Origin of the sequence: Thiobacter sp. AK1 (assembly GCF_039822265.1) — a bacterium.
Classification (GTDB): Bacteria; Pseudomonadota; Gammaproteobacteria; order Burkholderiales; family Thiobacteraceae; genus Thiobacter; species Thiobacter aerophilum.
Genome location: NZ_JBAJEX010000001.1, coordinates 532,492 through 551,355 on the forward strand (window position 1 = coordinate 532,492; position 18,864 = coordinate 551,355).

Below are 18,864 nucleotides of genomic sequence, written 5' to 3' on the forward strand. Positions count from 1 at the left end.
GCTCACGCGGGAATGGCACGCACCATGAGCACGCCCTTGATAGCGGCGATGCGGCCGATCACCGCCTGCGTGGGCTCGCTGTCCACGTCCACCAGGGTGTAGGCCATCTCGCCTTTGGACTTGTTCACCATGTTGTGAATGTTGAGCCCTGCCTCGGCCATGGCGGTGGAAATCTGACCCACCATGTTGGGCACGTTAACGTTGGCAATGGCAATCCGCCAGGCCGATTCCCGCACCATGGAAACGTTGGGGAAATTTACCGCATTCAGGATGTTGCCGTTTTCCAGATAGTCCCGCACCTGTTCCGCCACCATCACGGCGCAGTTTTCTTCGGCTTCCTGAGTGGAGGCGCCCAGGTGCGGGAAGGCGACGATGCGCGGGTTTCCCTTGAGGGCATTGGAAGGAAAGTCACAGACATAGCCACGCAGCCTGCCCGCAGCAATGCCCTCCACCACGGCCTTGTCATCCACGATGCCTTCGCGCGCGAAGTTGAGCAGCACCGCGCCGGGTTTCATCAAGGCGATGCGCGCGGCGTCGATCATGTTGCGGGTCTTGTCCAGGAGCGGCACGTGCAGGCTGATGAAATCGCTGTTCTTCACCACCTCCTCGACACTGGTCGCCTTTTTCACAGTGGCGGGCAGGCGCCACGCCGCATCCACCGTGATCTCGGGATCGAAGCCGATCACGTTCATGCCCAGCCGAATGCCAGCATCCGCCACCAAGGAACCGATGGCGCCCAGGCCAATGACACCCAAGGTGCGACCTGGCAGTTCGATGCCGGTGTAGTTCTTCTTGCCCGCTTCCACCGCCTTGGCAATTTCTGCGTCCTCGCCCAACAGGGACTCGGCGAACTGCCAGGCCGGCATCAGATTGCGCGCGGCGATCAGCATGCCGGCGATCACCAGTTCCTTGACTGCATTGGCATTGGCACCGGGGGCGTTGAACACGGGCACCCCGCGCTCGCTCATCTTCGCTACAGGAATGTTGTTGGTGCCGGCACCGGCGCGGCCGATGGCCTTGACACTGGCTGGAATCACCATCTCATGCATCTTGGCGGAGCGTACCAGGATGGCATCCGGTTCAGCCACATCGCTGCCTATGATGTAACGCTCGGAAGGCAGGCGCGCCAGCCCAGCCGGCGAAATGTTGTTGAGGGTGAGGATGCGATACTTCTCAGCCATGTTGTTTCTCGAAGGCTTTCATGTATTCCACCAGCGCTTTCACGCCCTCGATGGGCATGGCGTTGTAGATGGAGGCGCGCATACCCCCCACCGAGCGATGCCCCTTGAGTTGCACCAGGCCGTGCTCCTTGGCCCCTTTGAGGAAGGCCTCGTCCAGACTGGGGTCGCGCAGGGTGAAAGGCACGTTCATGCGGGAACGATTCTCGCGCGCCGTCGGGCAGTGATAAAAGTCGGTGCTATCCAGATAGTCGTACAGGACCTTTGCCTTGGCGATATTGTATTCCTCCATCGCCTTGAGGCCGCCGCGCCGCTTGAGCCACTTGAACACCAGTCCTGCCATGTAGATGGCAAAGGTGGGCGGGGTGTTGTACATGGAGTCGTTGTCGGCGTGGGTCTTGTAGTCCAGCATGGTGGGCGTTCCGGCTAGCGGCTGCCCCAAGAGATCCTCGCGCACGATGACGATGGTCAATCCCGCCGGGCCAATGTTCTTCTGCGCCCCGGCATAAATCAGCCCATAGCGCGTAACGTCGATGGGCCGCGACAGGATGTTGGAAGACATGTCCGCCACCAGCGGCACTGCGCCAGTGTCCGGTGTCCAGAAGATCTCCACGCCGCCAATGGTTTCATTGGGTGTGTAGTGCAGATAGGCCGCATTGGGGTCCAGCTGCCATTGCTCCTGGCTGGGCGCATAGGAAAAGTTGCGGTCCTCGGAGCTGGCCACGATGTTGACCGCGCAGAACTTCTTCGCTTCCTTGATCGCCTTCTTAGACCATTCGCCGGTGTTGAGATAGTCGGCCGAGGCTTTGCCGCGCAGCAAGTTCATGGGCACCATCGCGAACTGCAGGGACGCCCCCCCCTGGAGGAACAAAACCTTATAGTGGGCCGGTATCTCCATCAGCTCGCGCAGGTCGGCCTCCGCCTGGGCGGCGATCCCCATGAACTCCTTGCCGCGATGGCTCATCTCCATCACGGACATGCCGCAACCTTGCCAATTGACCAGCTCGTCGCGCGCCTGCTCGAGCACTTCCAGCGGCAATGCGGCAGGTCCGGCGCTGAAGTTGTAAACCCGCTCCATCGTTCAACCTTTATCGTTCATCCTTGCCCATGCATCACGACCACGCACAAGACGTGTTCGCATCCCTTGATCATTCGTCTTCGTCGCGTTCGACGATGCGCTGTACCCCCACCAGCTTCTCGCCCTCGTCCAGGTTGATCAAGATCACCCCCTGGGTGGCACGGCCCATCTCGCGGATCTCCTTGACGCGGGTGCGGATCAGCACGCCACCGGTGGTGATGAGCATGATCTCGTCGTTTTCGTCCACCAGCGCCGCGGCCACTACCTTGCCATTGCGCTCCGTGGTCTGGATCGCGATCATGCCCTGCGTGCCGCGGCCATGGCGGGTGTATTCGACGAGCGGCGTGCGTTTGCCATAGCCGTTCTCGGTGGCGGTGAGCACGGAAAATTTCTCCTCGCCGGCCACCACCATGGAAATCACCTTCTGGCCAGGCAAAAGCTTCATGCCACGCACGCCATGCGCATTGCGGCCCATGGGGCGCACATCGTTCTCATCGAAGCGCACTGCCTTGCCGCCATCCGAGAAGAGCATCACGTCACAGCGGCCATTGGTGATGTCGGCCCCCACCAGATAGTCACCATCGTCGAGGTTGACGGCGATGATGCCGGTGGAGCGAGGACGGGAAAACTCCGACAGCGGCGTTTTCTTCACGGTACCCATGGCGGTGGCCATGAACACGAAATGCTCGTCGTCGAATTCCTTCACCGGCAGCACAGCGGTGATCTTCTCATGCTCCATCAGGGGCACCAGATTGACGATGGGCTTGCCGCGCGAGGTACGGCTGCCTTGTGGCACGTTGTACACCTTGAGCCAGTACACCCGCCCGCGGTTGGAGAAGCACAAGATGTGGTCGTGGGTGTTGGCGATGAACAGCTTCTCGATGAAATCGTCTTCCTTGGTGGCTGCCGCCTGCTTGCCGCGGCCGCCGCGCTTCTGCGCTCGATAGTCGGCAATGGGCTGGGCCTTGATGTAGCCGGAGTGCGACAGGGTGACCACCACGTCCTCCGGCGCAATCAAGTCCTCCAAGGACAGATCTTGGGCATCGACCACGATTTCGCTTCGGCGCTTGTCGCCATACTGTGCCTTGATCTGCGCAAGTTCCTCCTTGATGATGCCGGTGATGCGTGCCGGCTTCGCCAAGATGTCCAGGTAGTCCGCAATTTTGTCGATCACCTCCCGATATTCCGCCAGGATCTTGTCCTGCTCGAGTCCGGTGAGGCGCTGCAGCCGCAGCTCGAGAATCGCCTGCGCCTGGGCATCCGACAGGCGGTAGCCCTGGGCAGCCAGGCCGTATTCCGGGAGCAGACCCTCGGGCCGCGTGGCATCGGCTCCCGCCCGCGCCAGCATTTCCTCCACCAGGGGCGATCGCCAGACCTTTGCCATCAGCCTTTCCTTGGCGACCGCTGGCGTCTCGGATGCCTTGATCAGGGCGATGATCTCGTCCACGTTGGACAGCGCCACCGCCAGACCCTCCAAGATGTGCCCACGCTCCCGCGCCTTGCGCAGTTCGAAGATGGTGCGACGGGTCACCACTTCGCGCCGATGCCGCAGGAAAGCATCCAGCATCTGCTTCAGATTGAGCAGACGCGGCTGGCCATCCACCAGGGCCACCATGTTCATGCCGAAGGTATCCTGCATCTGGGTGAGCTTGAACAGATTGTTCAACACCACCTCCGGCATCTCGCCGCGCTTGAGTTCGATCACCACCCGCATGCCGGACTTGTCCGACTCGTCGCGCAGGTCGGAGATGCCCTCGATCTTTTTCTCGCGCACCAGCTCGCCGATGCGCATGAGCAGATTGGCCTTGTTCACCTGATACGGCAGCTCGTCGATGATGATGGCCTGGCGGCTGCCGGACTTATCCAGATCCTCGAAGTGGGTGCGGGCACGGATCACCACCCGCCCGCGGCCGGTGCGGTAGCCCTCGCGAATACCGGCCACACCGAAGATGATGCCCGCGGTGGGGAAATCCGGCGCGGGGACGATGTCGATCAGCTCGTCCACCTCGATGTCCGGGTTTTCGAGCAGCGCCAGACACGCCTCCACCACCTCGCCGAGATTGTGGGGCGGGATGTTGGTGGCCATGCCCACGGCAATACCGGCTGAGCCATTGATCAGCAGATTGGGGATGCGCGTGGGCAGGACGGTGGGCTCCCGCTCCTTGCCGTCGTAGTTGGGGACGAAATCGACGGTTTCCTTATCGATGTCGGCGAGCATCTCCGAGGCGATGCGCTCCAGCCGGCACTCGGTATAACGGTAGGCGGCGGGCGAATCCCCGTCCACGGAGCCGAAGTTGCCTTGGCCGTCGATGAGCGTATAGCGCATGGAGAAGTCCTGCGCCATGCGCACCAGCGCCTCGTAGGTGGCCGTATCACCGTGGGGGTGATACTTACCGAGCACATCACCCACGACCCGCGCGCACTTCACGTAGGGGCGGTTCCACACGTTGTTGGACTCGTGCATGGCGAACAGCACGCGCCGGTGCACGGGCTTCAAGCCATCCCGCACGTCGGGCAAGGCCCGACCCACGATCACGCTCATGGCGTAATCGAGATAGGAGTTGCGCATCTCCTCTTCGAGACTGACGGGAATCGTTTCTTTTGCAAATTGGTCCATGTTTTCAGTGGCTTGGCAGTACCCGCCGGGGGCCTAGCGACGGAAAAAATAGGACTAAGTCTAGCATGCCCACCCCGCCCGGGCCACTCGCCCAGCGAGAAAGCCGCCAACAACAGCGGCGCAAGACCCATGCGCCTTGTTTTCACGTGACTTTGCGTTTATGCTTGGCGATGAGTTGACGGCTCCGTGCCGCAGCGGTTTCTCTTCACAAAATCTTGACCGAACAAGAAAGGCTCGAACGATGGTTACTTCCTCGCGTGCGAAAATTTGCTCGGGCATGCTTGCGGCGCTGACTCTGGCTGCGACCGCCCTGATGCCGGTGCAGGCCGCCGAGCGCTCGCCCGGCTACTGGTATGACAACAGCGGCAATGTCTGGAAAAACAACTACAACCAATGTTGGCGCAGCGGCTATTGGACGCCCTCCATGGCGACCGCGGAGTGCGATCCGGATTTGGTGAAAAAAGAAGCGCCCAAGGCCGCCGCCAAACAGGACACCGTCCCCGCCGCACCGCTCGTGCCGCCCACCGGTCCTGCCAAGCCCGCCTTCGCCAAGGTAACCATCCAAGCCGAGGCCTTGTTCGACTTCGACAAGGCCGTGGTGCGTCCGGACGGCAAAGCGGTGCTGGATCGGGAAGTGGTGGCCAAGATGAAGGAGTATCCCCAGGTGGAAGTACTGCTGATCACCGGCCACGCCGACCGCATCGGCAGCGCGAAGTACAACATGAAGCTCTCCGAGCGTCGCGCCAATGCGGTGAAGGAGTACCTGATCTCCCAAGGCATCGAAGCCAGCCGCCTGGAAACTGCGGCCAAGGGTGAATCCGAGCCAGTGGTGGACTGCAAGAACATCAAGGGTCCGGAAAATCGCCACAACAAGAAACTGGTGGAGTGTCTGCAACCCAACCGCCGCGTGGTGGTGGAAATCAAGGTGCAAAAGTCCTCCGCCGACTAAATCTCGCCATTCCCAACCGGCCCCGCCCTGCGCGGGGCTTTTTTTTGAGCGTGTCCATGACCGCAGCACACCTGTTGAGTGCCCGCTGGATCGTCCCGGTGGAACCCGCCGGCATCACCTTGGAGCACCATAGCTTGCTCGTGGAAGACGGCGTGATCACCGCCCTGCTGCCCACGGCGGAGGCGCACAGACGCCATCCCGACGTGACCGAGACCCGGCTCGATTCCCACGCACTCATCCCCGGGCTCGTCAACCTGCACACCCACGCCGCCATGAGCCTGATGCGGGGGCTCAAAGACGATCTGCCCCTCATGACATGGCTCAAGGAGCACATCTGGCCCGCAGAGAATCGTCACGTGTCGGCTGAGTTCGTGCAAGACGGCAGCCTCTTGGCCTGCGCCGAGATGCTGCGTGCCGGAGTAACCTGCTTCAACGACATGTATTTCTTTCCCGAGGCCACGGCAGATGCGGTGCTGGCAAGCGGCATGCGCGCGGCGCTGGGCATCATCACGCTGGACTTCCCCAGCTCCTACGCAGGCGATCCCGAGGACTATCTGCGCAAAGGGCTGGCGGTGCGCGATGCCTACAAAGGCGAGTCGCGGCTGTCCTTCACCATGGCGCCCCATGCGCCGTACACGGTGAGCGATCGCACCCTGACCAAGATCCTCACTCTGGCAGACCAATTGGAACTGCCGATCCACATGCACCTGCACGAAACGGCGGACGAGATCGCCGGCAGCCTCGCCGAACACCAGGTGCGGCCGCTTACCCGCCTCCAGGCCCTGGGGCTGCTAGGCCCCACCCTGATCGCGGTGCACATGGTGCATCTCAACGAAGCGGAAATCGAACTCATCGCCCGCGCCGGTGTGCACGTGGCCCACTGCCCCAGCTCCAACCTCAAGCTGGCCAGCGGCATCGCCCCCGTCCCTGCTCTCCTGGCAGCGGGTGTCAACGTGGCTCTGGGTACGGATGGCGCGGCCAGCAACAACCGCCTCGATCTCCTGAACGAGGCGCGCACCGCCGCCCTGCTCGCCAAAGGTAGTACCGGCGAGCCGACGGCCCTCACCGCCCATCAGGCGCTGGCCATGGCCACGCTCCACGGCGCGCGCGCCCTGGGCCTGGATGCGCGCATCGGTTCTTTAGTGCCGGGCAAGGCCGCCGACATCGTAGCGGTCGATCTGTCGGAGCTGGAGACCCTGCCCTGCTATGATGTCGTCTCCCATCTGGTGTACGCCGCCGGTCGCGAGCACATAAGCCACGTCTGGGTGGAGGGGGAATTGCTGCTCGATGCACGCGTCCTCACCAAACTGGACGAACGCGAGCTAATGGCCAAGGCAAGCCACTGGAATCGCATTCTGGGAGCCAAGACATGAACGCCGACGAAGTGGAACTGCAGAAATTCGCCGCCCTGGCCCATCGCTGGTGGGACCCCAACAGTGAATTCAAGCCCCTGCACGACATCAACCCCCTGCGCCTAGATTGGATCGACCGCCAAGCAGGACTTGCCGGCAAGAAGGTGCTGGATGTGGGCTGCGGTGGCGGCATCCTCGCCGAGGCCATGGCAGAGCGCGGCGCCGAGGTGATGGGCATCGACCTTGCCGAGAAGGCCCTCAAGGTGGCACGGCTACATCTCTTGGAATCCGGTCGCCGGGTGGCGTATCGCCTCATTTCGGCAGAAGCCCTGGCGGAGGAAATGCCGGCCGCCTTCGACGTGGTGACCTGCATGGAAATGCTGGAGCACGTGCCGGATCCGGCAAGCACCGTGCACGCCTGCGCTCGCTTGGTGAAACCCGGTGGAGCCGTATTTTTCTCCACCATCAACCGCAATCCCAAATCCTATCTGTTCGCCATCATCGGCGCGGAATACGTGCTGGGCCTGCTGCCGCGCGGCACCCACGACTACGCCAAGTTTCTCAAGCCCTCGGAACTGTCTCGCTTCTGCCGCGAGGCCGGTCTCACCGTGATGGAGATCATCGGCATGAGCTATAACCCCTTCACCCGGGTGTATTCCTTGGGGTCTGACACCGATGTCAACTACTTGCTTCAGGCGCGGCGGGAGGCTTGAGGGGGTGAGCCAGCATGCTCGTTGAAGCCGTCCTGTTCGATCTGGACGGTACGCTCGCCGACACCGCCCGCGATCTGGCCTTTGCCCTCAACGAGCAAAGGCGGCTGCATGGCCTGCCGCCGCTACCATTCGAGGCCATCCGGCCCGTGGCCTCTCACGGCGCGCGCGGCCTGCTCGCCCTGGGCTTCGACCTGCGCCCGGATACCCCAGAATTTGCGGCCATGCGTAGCGAATTCCTTGAGCTCTATGGGCGTCACTTATGCGACCAGACCGTGCTGTTTCCGGGCATGGAGGAAACGCTGGCGGCATTGGAGCGCCGCGGCCTGCGCTGGGGAGTGGTCACCAACAAGCCGGCGCGTTTCACCCTGCCCCTGCTGCACGCCCTCGGACTGGCCTCCCGCGCCGCTTGCATCGTCTCGGGCGATACCACCGCCAATGCCAAACCCCATCCCGAACCCTTACTCGAAGCCGCGCGCCAACTGGTGCTGCCCAGCAGGAACTGCCTGTATGTGGGCGATGCGCAGCGAGACGTGGCCGCGGCACGCGCCGCAGGCATGCCTGCGCTAGTGGCCCGCTACGGCTATCTCGCCGCGGAGGATGAACCGACCGCCTGGGGTGCCCTAGGCCTGATAGACACGCCCGCAGATTTGCTCCACTGGCTCGCCTAGGCCCAAAGCACCAACAAAAAAAGCGGCCCGCAGGCCGCTTTTTGCATGGTGGAAAGATCCTCAGGCCGCCTTCTGGTCGCCCGGGCCCACCCAGTATTTGAGCTTGGGCAGAAGCTGGTCTTCGACCGCCTTCACCCGCTTGCGGTAGCTTTCGTACCAGCTGCCGGGGGAAGGTGCGCAATATTCGTTGTAATCGAAGCCATGCTCCTTGATGTAGGCCTGGAGCTCCGCGTCGAGCTTCAGCTTTTCCTGAATGAGCTGGGATTGGTCCATGGTTTCCTCCAGAGAAAGTTGCACGCGGTCAAAAGAGAAAAGCACAGTGTTGCCGGGGCCGAATTATAGCAAAACCGCCCTCATCCTTGCCCATATGGGGCGCGTGGCCCGTGACGATCATTCCGTTCGAATTCGACGGCAAGCCCCTCTGCTCGGGCCAGGCGAGGCGATATTCCTGCTGCGGTGCCGGGCAGCGGCTCGCGTGGCTTGGTGCGCGGCGCGCCGTGTCAGCCATATGCTCACTGAACGCAGCACCGGCAGGCAGCATGGCCCACCGCGGGTCCGTCCGACACCGTGCCCGACGCAGTCTGCGATGGGGAGGGTTGCGACGCCGTCACCCGCTCCGCAACCGTCGGTGTATAATCGCAACGCCAATGTGGGAACTTTCTTCGGCAAAGAGACTCACAGGCAACGACTTGCTCATGGGGGCGACCCGGTTTCGACGTGGGTTGCGAAGCAGTCAGGGCATACCGAGGGTCGGAGTACCTCGTTAATCCAGCCGAATCCAAGATAGTCGCCAACGACGAATCTTACGCTCTGGCCGCTTGAGGCCAGACGCTGCACCGGTCGGCCTGCGGGCCGGGCTGGGTCAAACCAGCAGCAGCGTCATGAACAGCAGGAAGTAAGCCTGGCCCACGCCGCGGGGGTCGGGACGAAAATCGAGCGGATCGCCCGTAACCAGCCTGCCCGTCGGCGGGGTGCGGGTCAAATCAAAAGACGCGGCTAAGTATGTAGAACTGGCTGTGTAGGACTTACGGACGCGGGTTCAATTCCCGCCGCCTCCACCAATACCCCAAGCCCGGCCTTGCGCCGGGCTTTGTCTTTTCGCGCACCAATCGAGCGTCATTACATGAATGGCTGCCAGGCCGCGTAAGCGCCGTTATTCTCGCGCAGGTGGCAATCAGCGTATTCCATGGCTGCTTGCCTGACGCCCGGCGTGCGGGGCCGCGGCGCACAGGTGTCACTCAATTACGCAATCGTCGCTAGCCACATGAGGCCGGCCACGGCCGGCCTCATGGCGCGCGTCAGCGCCACACCACGTCGAAGCGATCCAGCATCATCACCTTGTTCCAGGCGGCGACGAAATCTCGCACAAACGCCTCCCGCGCGTCCTCCGCGCCATAGGCCTCCGCCACGGCGCGTAGCTCTGCATTGGCGCCGAATACCAGATCAACCCGAGTAGCGGTCCATTTCACCTCGCCCGTTCTACGATCCCGCCCCTCGAATCGGTGTTGTGTGGTATCCACCGGCTTCCACTCCGTCCCCATATCCAGCAGGTTGACGAAGAAGTCGTTGCCAAGCACGCCCACCTGGTGGGTGAATACGCCGTCGAGGCTGTGGCCGTGATTGGCCCCGAGCACCCGCAGTCCGCCCAGCAACACGGTCATCTCCGGCACGGTGAGGGTGAGCAGCTGGGCGCGGTCCACCAGCAGGTGCTCGGCGGGGATGTGGCAAGGCGCGCGCAGGTCGTTGCGAAAGCCATCCGCGAAAGGTTCCAGCACGGCGAAGGCTTCCACGTCGGTCTGGTCCGAAGTGGCATCGGTACGACCGGGAGTGAAGGGCACGGCTACCGCCACCCCGGCCGCGCGCGCAGCCTCCTCCACCGCTGCGCAGCCCGCGAGCACGATCAGGTCCGCCAAGGACACGCGCCGGCCACCGGCTGCGGCGCGGTTGAAGGTCGACTGGATCTCGCCCAGCACTGCCAGGACGCGGGCGAGCGTGTCCGGCTCGTTCACCGGCCAATCCTTCTGGGGCGCAAGCCGGATGCGGGCACCATTTGCACCACCCCGCTTATCGGAGCCGCGGAAAGTCGCCGCGGCAGACCAGGCCACATACACCAGATCACGCACCGAGACCCCACTGGCGAGAATTCGCGCCTTGAGGGTGGCAATGTCAGCCGCATCGATCAGCGGGTGTGTCACCGGGGGCAGGGGATCTTGCCAGATGAGATCTTCCTTCGGCACTTCCGGCCCCAGGTAGCGGCTCTTCGGCCCCATATCCCGGTGCACCAGCTTGAACCAGGCGCGCGCGAACGCCTCTTCCAGGCTTTCCGGGTGTTCCAGGAAGCGGCGCGCGATCTTCTCGTAGGTGGGATCGAAACGCAAGGCGAGATCCGTGGTGAGCATGGTAGGACGATGTTTCTTCTGGGGGTCGAAGGCATCGGGGATCACCTCCGGTGCGTCCTTGGCCACCCACTGCCAAGCCCCCGCCGGACTCTTCATCAACTCCCACTCATAGCCGAACAGGTTTTGCAGGAAATGATGGCTCCAGCGGGTAGGCGTCTGGGTCCAGGTGACCTCCGGCCCACCGGTGATGGTGTCCGGTCCCTTGCCACTACGAAAACTCGACATCCAGCCCAAGCCCTGCTGCTCGATGGGTGCCGCTTCCGGCTCTGGCCCCAGATGGCTGGCCGGACCGGCGCCGTGGGTTTTACCAAAGCTGTGTCCGCCAGCGATCAGGGCCACGGTTTCCTCGTCGTTCATGCCCATGCGCCGGAAGGTTTCACGGATGTCGCGGGCCGCGGCCACCGGGTCGGGTTGGCCGTTGGGACCTTCCGGGTTGACATAGATGAGTCCCATCTGCACTGCCGCGAGCGGGTCATCCAGCGCGCCACCGCGATGGCGGCGGTCCTCCAGCCACTTGCCTTCCGGACCCCAATGGACAGATTCGTCCGGTTCCCAGGCATCCACGCGGCCGCCGCCAAAACCGAAAGTTTTGAAGCCCATGTCCTCCAGGGCGACGTTGCCGGCCAGGATCATGAGATCGGCCCAGGAAATCTTGCGGCCATATTTGCGCTTCACCGGCCACAGCAGCCGGCGCGCCTTGTCCAGGTTGGCGTTGTCGGGCCAACTGTTGATGGGCGCGAAGCGTTGCTGGCCGCTGCCGGCGCCGCCGCGCCCGTCACCGATCCGGTAGGTGCCGGCGGAATGCCAGGCCATGCGGATGAACAGGGGCCCGTAGTGGCCGAAATCCGCTGGCCACCAATCCTGGGAAGCGCGCATGAGGGCGCGCAAATCGGCTTTCACCGCGGCAAGATCGAGACGCTCGAATTCCCGGCGATAGTCGAAGTCCGGCCCCATGGGGTCGGACAGGGGCGAGGGCGCACGGAGCAGTTTCAGGTTGAGCCGGTTGGGCCACCAGTCCTCGAGGGAGCGGCCTTCTGCCGACACATGGAAGGGACATTGCGCAAGCTGGGACATGACTGCCTCCTGGGTTCGGGTGAAGGAATGGTGGCGGATCGCTGCGGTCCGCCCCACGCCCAAACCTTAGGCCCGTTCCCGCCATATATCCAATTGATTGTCTTCCAGCCTGAGATCGATGACATCAATTCCTCATCCGGCAAGGAGTACCATCGCGAACAGCGCCAGCATGATGCCTGCCCACTGGCGCAAGCTTACCGTCTCGCCCATGAACGCCCAGGCGAGCACCACAGTGAGCAAGGGATAGAGCGCGGTGAGCACCGACACCAACATCGCCGGGCCGCGCGCTATGGCAAACATATAGGCGATGCCGCCGATCATGCCCAAGGCACCGGTCAGCAGGGCCAGTGGCACCGCACGCGCGTCCCACTGGGGCCGAAAGTTGAGCGTGGCCAGCACCACCAACGCTACGCAAAAGGCCCCCAGCGCCTGGAAAAAGAGCGCGCTACGGGGTTCGATGAGGCGCGTGGTGATCTTGGGGAACAAGGCCCACAGCCCCCAGAAGACGAAGGCGAGAAAAGCAGGTAGATACCAGGTTTGCATTGGTGGAGCGAGGTCTCGTTGGAACGTTATGGCGCGGCCGTCAGGCCAGCCCCAGGCGGCGCATGCGCCGCCACAGCGTGGTGCGGTCGATGCCCAGCATTTTCGCCGCCGCGGCCTTGTTGCCGTCGCAGCGTTTGAGTGCAAACAGGATCTGGCCGCGTAGATGACTGTCGGCATCCTCGCTCCTGTGCAGCGCAGCGGGCAGCGCCCCCTGGCTGTGGTAGTCGCGGATGTCCTGGGGCAGACTCTCCGTCTGGATCACGCCTTCCACCGCGCAGATGAGGGCGTGTTCCAGGGCGTTTTCCAGTTCGCGCACGTTCCCCGGCCAGGGGTAGTCGAGCAACAGTCGCAGCGCCTCGGGCGCCAGCACCGCGCGCGCGTAGCCACGCGTGTAGAGGCGGTCCAGGAAATGGTCGATCAGGAGCGGAATGTCCGCCTTGCGCGCGCGCAAGGGCGGAATGTGCAGGGTGATCACCGACAGGCGGTAATAGAGATCGGCGCGAAACTGGCGCGCCTCCACCGCATCCTTGAGGTTCCGATTGGAAGCGGAGACGATGCGCACGTCCACCGTCTGGCTGCGATTGGAGCCCACCGGCTCGAAGCTCCGCTCCTGCACGGCCTTGAGGAACTTGGCCTGGAGGTTCAGGGGTACCTCCCCCACTTCGTCCAGGAACAGGGTGCCGCGGTCAGCAGCAGCGAAGCGGCCGGCGCGGTCGCCGGTGGCGCCGGTGAAGGCACCCTTGACATGGCCGAAGAATTCGGATTCCAAAAGCTCGGAGGGAATGGCCGCGCAGTTGACTTCCACCAGGGGCTGTGCCGCGCGCGGACTCAAGCGGTGGAGCTGGCGGGCCAGCACATTTTTCCCCGTACCAGACTCGCCCTGCATCAGCACGTAGGCCTCGGTGGGGGCAGCCTGGCGCAACTGGCGCAGCACTTCCAGCATGCGCGGGTCGCGGGTGATGAAGTCCTGAGCGGCACTGCCCGCCGCTCCTTCGCGCAGTCGCGCCATTTCCGTCACGTCCCGCAGCAGCACCAGCCGCACCGCGCCGCCGCGCTCGCGCTCGACGATGCCGGTGCGCAGACGGAAACAACGTCGGCCGGAGGGTAGATCCAGCCAGCGTTCCAGTTCCACCACCCCTTTCTGGCGACGGCTCACCGCGTCGTCGAAACCCCGCTCGATGAGGCCACGGGTGATGGCAAGCTTGAGATTCACCCCGCCCACGTCGTTGAGGCTACGCGGCGTCTCGCCGGCGGGAAGCTCCATCAGATGGCGCAGGGCCTCGTTGGCGAACAGGATTTGCCCCTCCACCGTGGCCAGCAGCACGCCCTGGTCGATACCGGCCAGGAGCCCTTCCAAGATGTCCTCGTTCTGTAGCAGTTCCCGCATGGCATGCCGTTGCGCAACGGCAACGATTATATCAACCATTTGATCTATAGCGGTTTTCAGATTCTCATCGACTGTAGCGCAACGGTTATGTGCAACATCGCGCCTCCAGCGTCCACATAAGCCATTGTTTTCAAATAATTCTCATCGCTGGCACGGGCGTTGCTCAGGGTCTTGGTGCAGGGGTCATCCCTGTTTTCAGTCAATTCCAAGGAGAGTCACGATGGCAGATCTCATGAAAGCAATGAGCATCCCGGGGGCGTTTGCCGCCGGGGAGTTCTCGCCCACCGGCGAGCTCATCAACTACGTGGGCAATATCCCGCTGCAAGCGGCGAAGATGGCGGCCCAGATGTGCGCGGCCAACATGCTGATGGCCAAGATGGAGGCGTCGGGCTGGACGGCGTACACCGGCAAGGACGGCTTCGAGCCGGCCCGTGGCTTCGCCGTCTCTGGTCCGGAGAACTCCGCCCTGATCGTGGGCAACGTGGGGGTGTTCGTGAAAAACAAGGACACCGATTTCGACAAAGCCTTCGCCACTTTGGCGTCCCTGTAAGGAGATCCTCATGGCTGATCTGAACGCACTGCTGAAAATCAAGGGCGTGTTCGCCGCCGGCACCTTTTCCGACGACGGCAAGCTGACCGGCTACGTGGGCGACATCACCGAGGACGAAGCGGCCATGGCCGCCGCCATGTGTGCCGCCAACATGCACATGGCGCGCATGCAGACCGATGGCTACACCGCCATGAGCGGTGAGTCGGGCTGGACGCCCGCCACTGGCTTCGCGGTGGCCGGCCCCAAGTTTGCCGTCTGCGTCATGGGCAACACCGGCGTCTTCGCCCGGGTGGGTGAAGCGTCCTTCAACGAGATCTATAAGGCGCTTTCCGCAGCCTAAAGCCGCGTCCGGCCGGGGCGACCCGGCCGGCTTTTTATGGAGGAACGATGGACGATTTTCTCTCGGCCAACTGGGCCGAACGCTATAAAGACATGTGGAACCGTAATGAAACGCTAGTGAGTGGTCTCAAGGGTTTCAGCGCCTTGATCGAATACGGCTGGGAGGATGGTTCCCGTCCCAGCGCCTTCCTCGAAGTGCAGGATGGCCGAGCCGTGGGCACCGCCTACGGTTCTGCACCGCGCAAGCCGGACTTCGTGATGAAGGCCAGTCCCGAGAACTGGCAGCGCCTGCGGGATGGTTCTCTCTCGGGCCGCGCCGCCCTGCTCACCAAGAAACTCAAGTTCCAGGGTTCCATGATCACCGCCATGAAATACATGGGCCCCTTCGAGCAAAGCATCGCCTTGCTGGGCAAGGCTTAAGGTGCCGCGTTCTCCGTGCCTTCCTGCGTGGGAGGTGCGGAGTTTTTTGCCGTTGATTCAAAAAAACGGCGACGCGCGGCCGCCGAGACGCTCATCCCGGCGCGAGCGGACCTCCGGTTCTGGGTGGCTCACGTTCGCCGTCACCCCTGAGCAAGCGGGAATCTAGACGATTTCATGGCTATTTTCCTGCCCCTTGCGTGGGGACGATACCGTTTTCACGCCCTGAGGCATCGTCAAGAGAGGACGATTTGGTTACTCGTGCCGACGGGCTTACGCGGGTATACTGCCAGCGCCTGCGACGATTTGTCGCGGCCCGGACAGCACCAATCTGGCATCATGGAAGAGACTTTCGTGCAAGGAGGAACCATGAACCGTCTCAGCCTGATGACCGCCCTTAGCCTGTTCGTCGCCGGCAGCGCGCTAGCTCAAGTGGAAGTGAAAGACCCCTGGGTGCGCGCCACGGTGCCGGCACAAACCGCCACCGGTGCCTTCATGGAACTTACCGCCAAAGAAGACGCGCGCCTGGTCGCGGCACGCTCGCCCGTGGCCAAGATCGTGGAGATCCACGAGATGAAAATGGAAGGCGGCGTGATGAAGATGCGCGCGATTCCCAAACTGGATCTGCCCGCTGGCAAGCCGGTGACCCTCTCGCCCAGTGGCTACCACATCATGCTCATGGGTCTCAAAGGGCAGGTGAAGGAAGGCGACAGCGTGCCTCTGACTCTGGTGGTGGAGACCAAGACAGGCAAGCAGGAAATCCAAGTCAAGGCGCACGCCATGCCGCTGGGGGGCGACGGTCAGGGTCATTCTCACCACTGAGATGGCGCACGCCCGGCGAGGCCGGGCCTAAATGCTTCCTTTACAGGAAGCGGTCGAGGATGCGGCGGCTGGTCCGGTCCAAGGCCATCACGTCACGGATCAAGAATTGAATGCCGTGGCTGTCCACCACGATCAGGCCGTGGGCGCCCAAGGGACGGAGATCCTCCTCGCCCTTGAGCGTGAGCTGGGCCGGGCCACGATCGGTCTCCACCTGCCAGACGCTCGGGGTGGCGAAGCTTTCGACTTTCAGGATGCGCCGGATCTCCGGCATGAATTCGCGGCTGGCAAGCGCCTCCTCGATCAGGGTGCGGCGCATCGCGTCCAGCTCGTCCAATGCAGGAATCCACAGACGTTCGTGGCCATCGGCCGCCACCAGAGCCACGCCTTCCCGTGGTGCGGTGATGGGAAAGGCTCGTACCGGCACCACCCCTTCATAGCGGCTGCCATCCGGCAGGCTCAGCACCAACCGGCCAAAAGCATTGCGACTGAGCTCGAATTCTTTACTCATGGCGCGCTCGCTGCCTTCACCACCGCTGGCAACTCCGCCTCCATTTCATCTGGTTCGGTATCCACGTTGCGTGCTTGGGCCTGATACAGGCGCCAGTAGTGCCCCTGGCGCGCCATGAGCTCGTCGTGGGTCCCGATCTCGACGATGCGGCCCCGATCCATCACCACCAGGCGATCCGCGCGACGCAGAGTGGAGAGCCGATGGGCGATGGCGATGGTGGTGCGTCCCGCCACTAGATTGTCCAGGGCCTTCTGGATTTCCTTTTCCGTTTCGGTATCCACGGAGCTGGTGGCCTCGTCCAGGATCAGGATGCGCGGGTCGATGAGCAGCGCGCGGGCGATGGAGATGCGTTGGCGCTCACCGCCGGAAAGGCCGTGCCCACGCTCGCCCACCAGGGAATCGTAGGCCTGGGGCAGCCGCAACACGAACTCGTGAGCGTGGGCGGCGCGCGCCGCGGCGACGATCTCCTGACGCGAAGCATGGGGTTTGCCGTAGGCGATGTTCTCGGCGATGGTGCCGAAAAACAGGAAAGGTTCCTGTAGCACCAGTCCAATGTGGCGCCGGTACTCGGCAATGGGGAGCTGACGCACGTCCACGCCATCCACCAAGATGGCGCCCTCGGTCACATCGTAGAAACGGCAGATAAGATTGACTAAGGTGCTCTTGCCGGACCCCGAGTGCCCCACCAGCCCGATCATTTCCCCGGGTTCGATCACCAGATTGATGTCGTGCAGCACCGCGCGGTTGCCGTAGCGAAAACCCACACGCCTGAGTTCGATGCGCCCCTTCACCTGCGCAAGGTGCACCGGCCGCAGCGGCTCCGGTACGGTGGAGACGTGATCGAGGATGTCAAAGATGCGCTTGGCACCGGCGGCCGCCTTCTGGGTCACGGAGACGATGCGGCTCATGGAATCCAGCCGCGTGTAGAAGCGCCCGATGTAAGCCAGAAAGGCAGTGAGCACGCCGACGGTGATTTGGTTCTGGGAAACCTGCCAGATACCGAAGGCCCACACCACCAACAGCCCCACTTCCGTAAGCAGGGTGACGGTGGGGGAAAACAGCGACCAGATACGATTCAGGCGGTCGTTCACCGCCAGGTTGTGGCGGTTGGCTTCGCGGAAACGCTCGGCTTCGCGCTCTTCCTGGGCGAAGGCCTTCACCACGCGTATGCCCGGAATGGTATCGGCGAGCACGCTGGTCACCTGGGACCAGACGCGGTCGATCTTCTCGAAGCCAGTACGCAACCGGTCACGCACGAGGTGGATCATCCAGGCGATGAAGGGAAGCGGCAAAAGCGTCACCAGCGCCAGCCAAGCGTTGATGGAGAACAGTATCGCCGCCGTCATCAGGATCATCAGGACGTCGGTGGCGAAGTCCAGCAGATGCAGTGATAGAAAGACGTTGATGCGGTCGGTCTCGGAGCCGATGCGCGCCATGAGATCGCCTGTGCGCTTGGCTCCGAAATATTCCAGGGACAAGCGCAACAGATGCTCGTAGGTGGTCGTGCGCAGGTCCATGCCGATGCGCTCCGACACCAGAGCCAGGATGTAGGTGCGGGCCCAACCCAAGGCCCAGGCAACTAGCGCCGCGCCCAATAGTCCTGCCAGCAGTAGCATCACCCTGTGGCTGTCGATGGGCTGGCCGTTCTGGTAGGGAATCAGCACGTCGTCCATCAGGGGCATGGTGAGGTAAGGCGGCACCAGCCCCGCGGCAGTGGACGCAAGCGTGAGCAGGAAGGCTGCGAGAAGCCGACCGCGATAGGGCCGGGCAAAGCGCCACAGGCGCAGCAGCACCCAGGTGGAGGGCGGTTCCTCATGCTCCCGCGCGCACACGGGACATTCCTCGGCATCGGGCGGCAAGGGTGCGTGGCAGGTGGGGCAGAGGTTTTCCGTCTCGGGCGGAAGTGGCCGGCGATCAAGCCAGGCATCCCGGGCACCCTCGAACTGACGCGCAAGGCGGGTGGCGGCGAGATTATGGCCGAGCGTGTAGTGCCAGACGGCAAGGCGGCCGCCTTCATCCAGGAGCTCGAGCGTACCCACGCCGGCATGGTCCGATTGCTCCAGCTTGAGCCCCGGCCGAAAGGCCCACGCCTGCCAGGCCCTCTCGCCGGGCGCCCGGGCCAGCAGGCGCCGGTCCGTCAGCGCTAGCCAACCGCGACCAAAATGAAGCCCGGCATCGAGATCCAGCTCGAGGGTAGCCAACAGCCGCTCCCCCGTCTGCAGGGGGAAGTCGGGTTCACGGGATGCTGTCATCGGAAAAGGGGGGCTTTG

17 protein-coding genes and 1 other RNA gene are annotated in these 18,864 nt (G+C 63.2%); 9 read left to right on the plus strand and 9 right to left on the minus strand.

Going from position 1 to position 18,864, the window contains the following annotated elements; all coding sequences use genetic code 11:
- Window positions 1-2 precede the first annotated feature (2 nt).
- The 3 genes from V6E02_RS02760 to gyrA form a co-directional block, all read right to left on the minus strand.
- Window positions 3-1,181, minus strand: coding sequence for a phosphoglycerate dehydrogenase (locus tag V6E02_RS02760; RefSeq protein WP_347306895.1), 1,179 nt, complete (start codon window positions 1,179-1,181; stop codon window positions 3-5).
- Window positions 1,174-2,256, minus strand: coding sequence for a 3-phosphoserine/phosphohydroxythreonine transaminase (serC, locus tag V6E02_RS02765; protein WP_347306897.1), 1,083 nt, complete (start codon window positions 2,254-2,256; stop codon window positions 1,174-1,176). Before serC ends, V6E02_RS02760 begins: the two co-directional genes overlap by 8 nt.
- A 70-nt stretch (window positions 2,257-2,326) precedes the next feature.
- A complete protein-coding gene (gene gyrA / locus V6E02_RS02770) occupies window positions 2,327-4,873 on the minus strand; it encodes a DNA gyrase subunit A (RefSeq protein ID WP_347306898.1) in 2,547 nt (848 codons plus the stop codon).
- A gap of 241 nt (window positions 4,874-5,114) precedes the next feature.
- Here gyrA and V6E02_RS02775 point away from each other — a divergent pair, with 241 nt between their 5' ends.
- Genes V6E02_RS02775 through gph form a run of 4 tightly spaced genes read left to right on the plus strand, consistent with a single transcriptional unit; the run spans window position 5,115 to window position 8,555 of the window.
- The gene (locus V6E02_RS02775; protein WP_347306900.1) at window positions 5,115-5,822 is read left to right on the plus strand and encodes an OmpA family protein; all 708 of its coding nucleotides are present in this window, start codon (window positions 5,115-5,117) and stop codon (window positions 5,820-5,822) included.
- Window positions 5,823-5,878: 56 nt separating this feature from the next.
- The gene (locus V6E02_RS02780) at window positions 5,879-7,195 is read left to right on the plus strand and encodes a TRZ/ATZ family hydrolase (RefSeq protein ID WP_347306902.1); all 1,317 of its coding nucleotides are present in this window, start codon (window positions 5,879-5,881) and stop codon (window positions 7,193-7,195) included.
- The gene (ubiG, locus tag V6E02_RS02785; RefSeq protein WP_347306904.1) at window positions 7,192-7,887 is read left to right on the plus strand and encodes a bifunctional 2-polyprenyl-6-hydroxyphenol methylase/3-demethylubiquinol 3-O-methyltransferase UbiG; all 696 of its coding nucleotides are present in this window, start codon (window positions 7,192-7,194) and stop codon (window positions 7,885-7,887) included. Before V6E02_RS02780 ends, ubiG begins: the two co-directional genes overlap by 4 nt.
- A gap of 14 nt (window positions 7,888-7,901) precedes the next feature.
- Window positions 7,902-8,555: a phosphoglycolate phosphatase gene (gph, locus tag V6E02_RS02790; RefSeq protein ID WP_347306906.1), complete on the plus strand. Its 654-nt coding sequence runs from the start codon at window positions 7,902-7,904 to the stop codon at window positions 8,553-8,555.
- A 60-nt stretch (window positions 8,556-8,615) separates the two neighbouring features.
- On the opposite strand, the gene V6E02_RS02795 is transcribed toward gph, so the two are convergent.
- The gene (locus V6E02_RS02795; RefSeq protein ID WP_347306908.1) at window positions 8,616-8,828 is read right to left on the minus strand and encodes a hypothetical protein; all 213 of its coding nucleotides are present in this window, start codon (window positions 8,826-8,828) and stop codon (window positions 8,616-8,618) included.
- A 424-nt stretch (window positions 8,829-9,252) separates the two neighbouring features.
- On the opposite strand from V6E02_RS02795, the gene ssrA reads away from it, so the two are divergent.
- Window positions 9,253-9,616, plus strand: a transfer-messenger RNA (tmRNA) gene (ssrA, locus tag V6E02_RS02800).
- A gap of 237 nt (window positions 9,617-9,853) precedes the next feature.
- Here the strand turns inward: ssrA and katG are convergent.
- The 3 genes from katG to V6E02_RS02815 form a co-directional block, all read right to left on the minus strand.
- Window positions 9,854-12,028: a catalase/peroxidase HPI gene (gene katG / locus V6E02_RS02805; RefSeq protein WP_347306910.1), complete on the minus strand. Its 2,175-nt coding sequence runs from the start codon at window positions 12,026-12,028 to the stop codon at window positions 9,854-9,856.
- 132 nt (window positions 12,029-12,160) lie between these two features.
- Window positions 12,161-12,571 carry an EamA family transporter gene (locus tag V6E02_RS02810; protein ID WP_347306911.1) on the minus strand — a complete coding sequence of 137 codons (411 nt, stop codon included), beginning with the start codon at window positions 12,569-12,571 and terminating at the stop codon, window positions 12,161-12,163.
- Window positions 12,572-12,611: 40 nt separating this feature from the next.
- Complete coding sequence (locus V6E02_RS02815) at window positions 12,612-13,958, minus strand: sigma-54 interaction domain-containing protein (protein WP_347306913.1); 1,347 nt, start codon at window positions 13,956-13,958, stop codon at window positions 12,612-12,614.
- A gap of 220 nt (window positions 13,959-14,178) precedes the next feature.
- Between V6E02_RS02815 and V6E02_RS02820 the strand changes: the two genes are divergently transcribed.
- The 4 genes from V6E02_RS02820 (at window position 14,179) to V6E02_RS02835 (ending at window position 16,086) form a co-directional block, all read left to right on the plus strand.
- Window positions 14,179-14,508, plus strand: coding sequence for a DUF2173 family protein (locus tag V6E02_RS02820; protein ID WP_347306915.1), 330 nt, complete (start codon window positions 14,179-14,181; stop codon window positions 14,506-14,508).
- A 10-nt stretch (window positions 14,509-14,518) separates the two neighbouring features.
- Entirely contained in the window at window positions 14,519-14,848 is a 330-nt protein-coding gene (locus V6E02_RS02825) for a DUF2173 family protein (RefSeq protein WP_347306917.1), read from the plus strand.
- A 47-nt stretch (window positions 14,849-14,895) separates the two neighbouring features.
- The gene (locus tag V6E02_RS02830) at window positions 14,896-15,267 is read left to right on the plus strand and encodes an SCP2 sterol-binding domain-containing protein (protein ID WP_347306919.1); all 372 of its coding nucleotides are present in this window, start codon (window positions 14,896-14,898) and stop codon (window positions 15,265-15,267) included.
- A 366-nt stretch (window positions 15,268-15,633) separates the two neighbouring features.
- On the plus strand, window positions 15,634-16,086 hold the full coding sequence (locus V6E02_RS02835; protein ID WP_347306921.1) for a copper chaperone PCu(A)C: 453 nt from the start codon (window positions 15,634-15,636) through the stop codon (window positions 16,084-16,086).
- 40 nt (window positions 16,087-16,126) lie between these two features.
- Here V6E02_RS02835 and V6E02_RS02840 read toward each other — a convergent pair whose 3' ends face one another.
- Together V6E02_RS02840 and V6E02_RS02845 are read right to left on the minus strand one after the other, a co-directional pair.
- On the minus strand, window positions 16,127-16,594 hold the full coding sequence (locus tag V6E02_RS02840) for a cyanophycin metabolism-associated DUF1854 family protein (RefSeq protein WP_347306923.1): 468 nt from the start codon (window positions 16,592-16,594) through the stop codon (window positions 16,127-16,129).
- A complete protein-coding gene (locus tag V6E02_RS02845; RefSeq protein ID WP_347306925.1) occupies window positions 16,591-18,846 on the minus strand; it encodes a cyanophycin metabolism-associated ABC transporter in 2,256 nt (751 codons plus the stop codon). The genes V6E02_RS02840 and V6E02_RS02845 overlap by 4 nt, the downstream gene beginning before the upstream one ends.
- Window positions 18,847-18,864 lie beyond the last annotated feature (18 nt).

Excerpts from the sequence above, each read along its gene's own strand:
- V6E02_RS02760 (WP_347306895.1), bottom strand. The coding sequence starts at position 1,181 with ATGGCTGAGAAGTATCGCATCCTCACCCTCAACAACATTTCGCCGGCT.
- ubiG (WP_347306904.1), top strand. The coding sequence starts at position 7,192 with ATGAACGCCGACGAAGTGGAACTGCAGAAATTCGCCGCCCTGGCCCAT.
- gyrA (WP_347306898.1), bottom strand. The coding sequence starts at position 4,873 with ATGGACCAATTTGCAAAAGAAACGATTCCCGTCAGTCTCGAAGAGGAG.
- V6E02_RS02840 (WP_347306923.1), bottom strand. The coding sequence starts at position 16,594 with ATGAGTAAAGAATTCGAGCTCAGTCGCAATGCTTTTGGCCGGTTGGTG.
- V6E02_RS02810 (WP_347306911.1), bottom strand. The coding sequence starts at position 12,571 with ATGCAAACCTGGTATCTACCTGCTTTTCTCGCCTTCGTCTTCTGGGGG.
- V6E02_RS02830 (WP_347306919.1), top strand. The coding sequence starts at position 14,896 with ATGGACGATTTTCTCTCGGCCAACTGGGCCGAACGCTATAAAGACATG.
- V6E02_RS02835 (WP_347306921.1), top strand. The coding sequence starts at position 15,634 with ATGAACCGTCTCAGCCTGATGACCGCCCTTAGCCTGTTCGTCGCCGGC.
- katG (WP_347306910.1), bottom strand. The coding sequence starts at position 12,028 with ATGTCCCAGCTTGCGCAATGTCCCTTCCATGTGTCGGCAGAAGGCCGC.
- V6E02_RS02845 (WP_347306925.1), bottom strand. The coding sequence starts at position 18,846 with ATGACAGCATCCCGTGAACCCGACTTCCCCCTGCAGACGGGGGAGCGG.
- V6E02_RS02775 (WP_347306900.1), top strand. The coding sequence starts at position 5,115 with ATGGTTACTTCCTCGCGTGCGAAAATTTGCTCGGGCATGCTTGCGGCG.
- V6E02_RS02780 (WP_347306902.1), top strand. The coding sequence starts at position 5,879 with ATGACCGCAGCACACCTGTTGAGTGCCCGCTGGATCGTCCCGGTGGAA.
- V6E02_RS02815 (WP_347306913.1), bottom strand. The coding sequence starts at position 13,958 with ATGCGGGAACTGCTACAGAACGAGGACATCTTGGAAGGGCTCCTGGCC.
- V6E02_RS02825 (WP_347306917.1), top strand. The coding sequence starts at position 14,519 with ATGGCTGATCTGAACGCACTGCTGAAAATCAAGGGCGTGTTCGCCGCC.
- V6E02_RS02795 (WP_347306908.1), bottom strand. The coding sequence starts at position 8,828 with ATGGACCAATCCCAGCTCATTCAGGAAAAGCTGAAGCTCGACGCGGAG.
- serC (WP_347306897.1), bottom strand. The coding sequence starts at position 2,256 with ATGGAGCGGGTTTACAACTTCAGCGCCGGACCTGCCGCATTGCCGCTG.
- V6E02_RS02820 (WP_347306915.1), top strand. The coding sequence starts at position 14,179 with ATGGCAGATCTCATGAAAGCAATGAGCATCCCGGGGGCGTTTGCCGCC.
- gph (WP_347306906.1), top strand. The coding sequence starts at position 7,902 with ATGCTCGTTGAAGCCGTCCTGTTCGATCTGGACGGTACGCTCGCCGAC.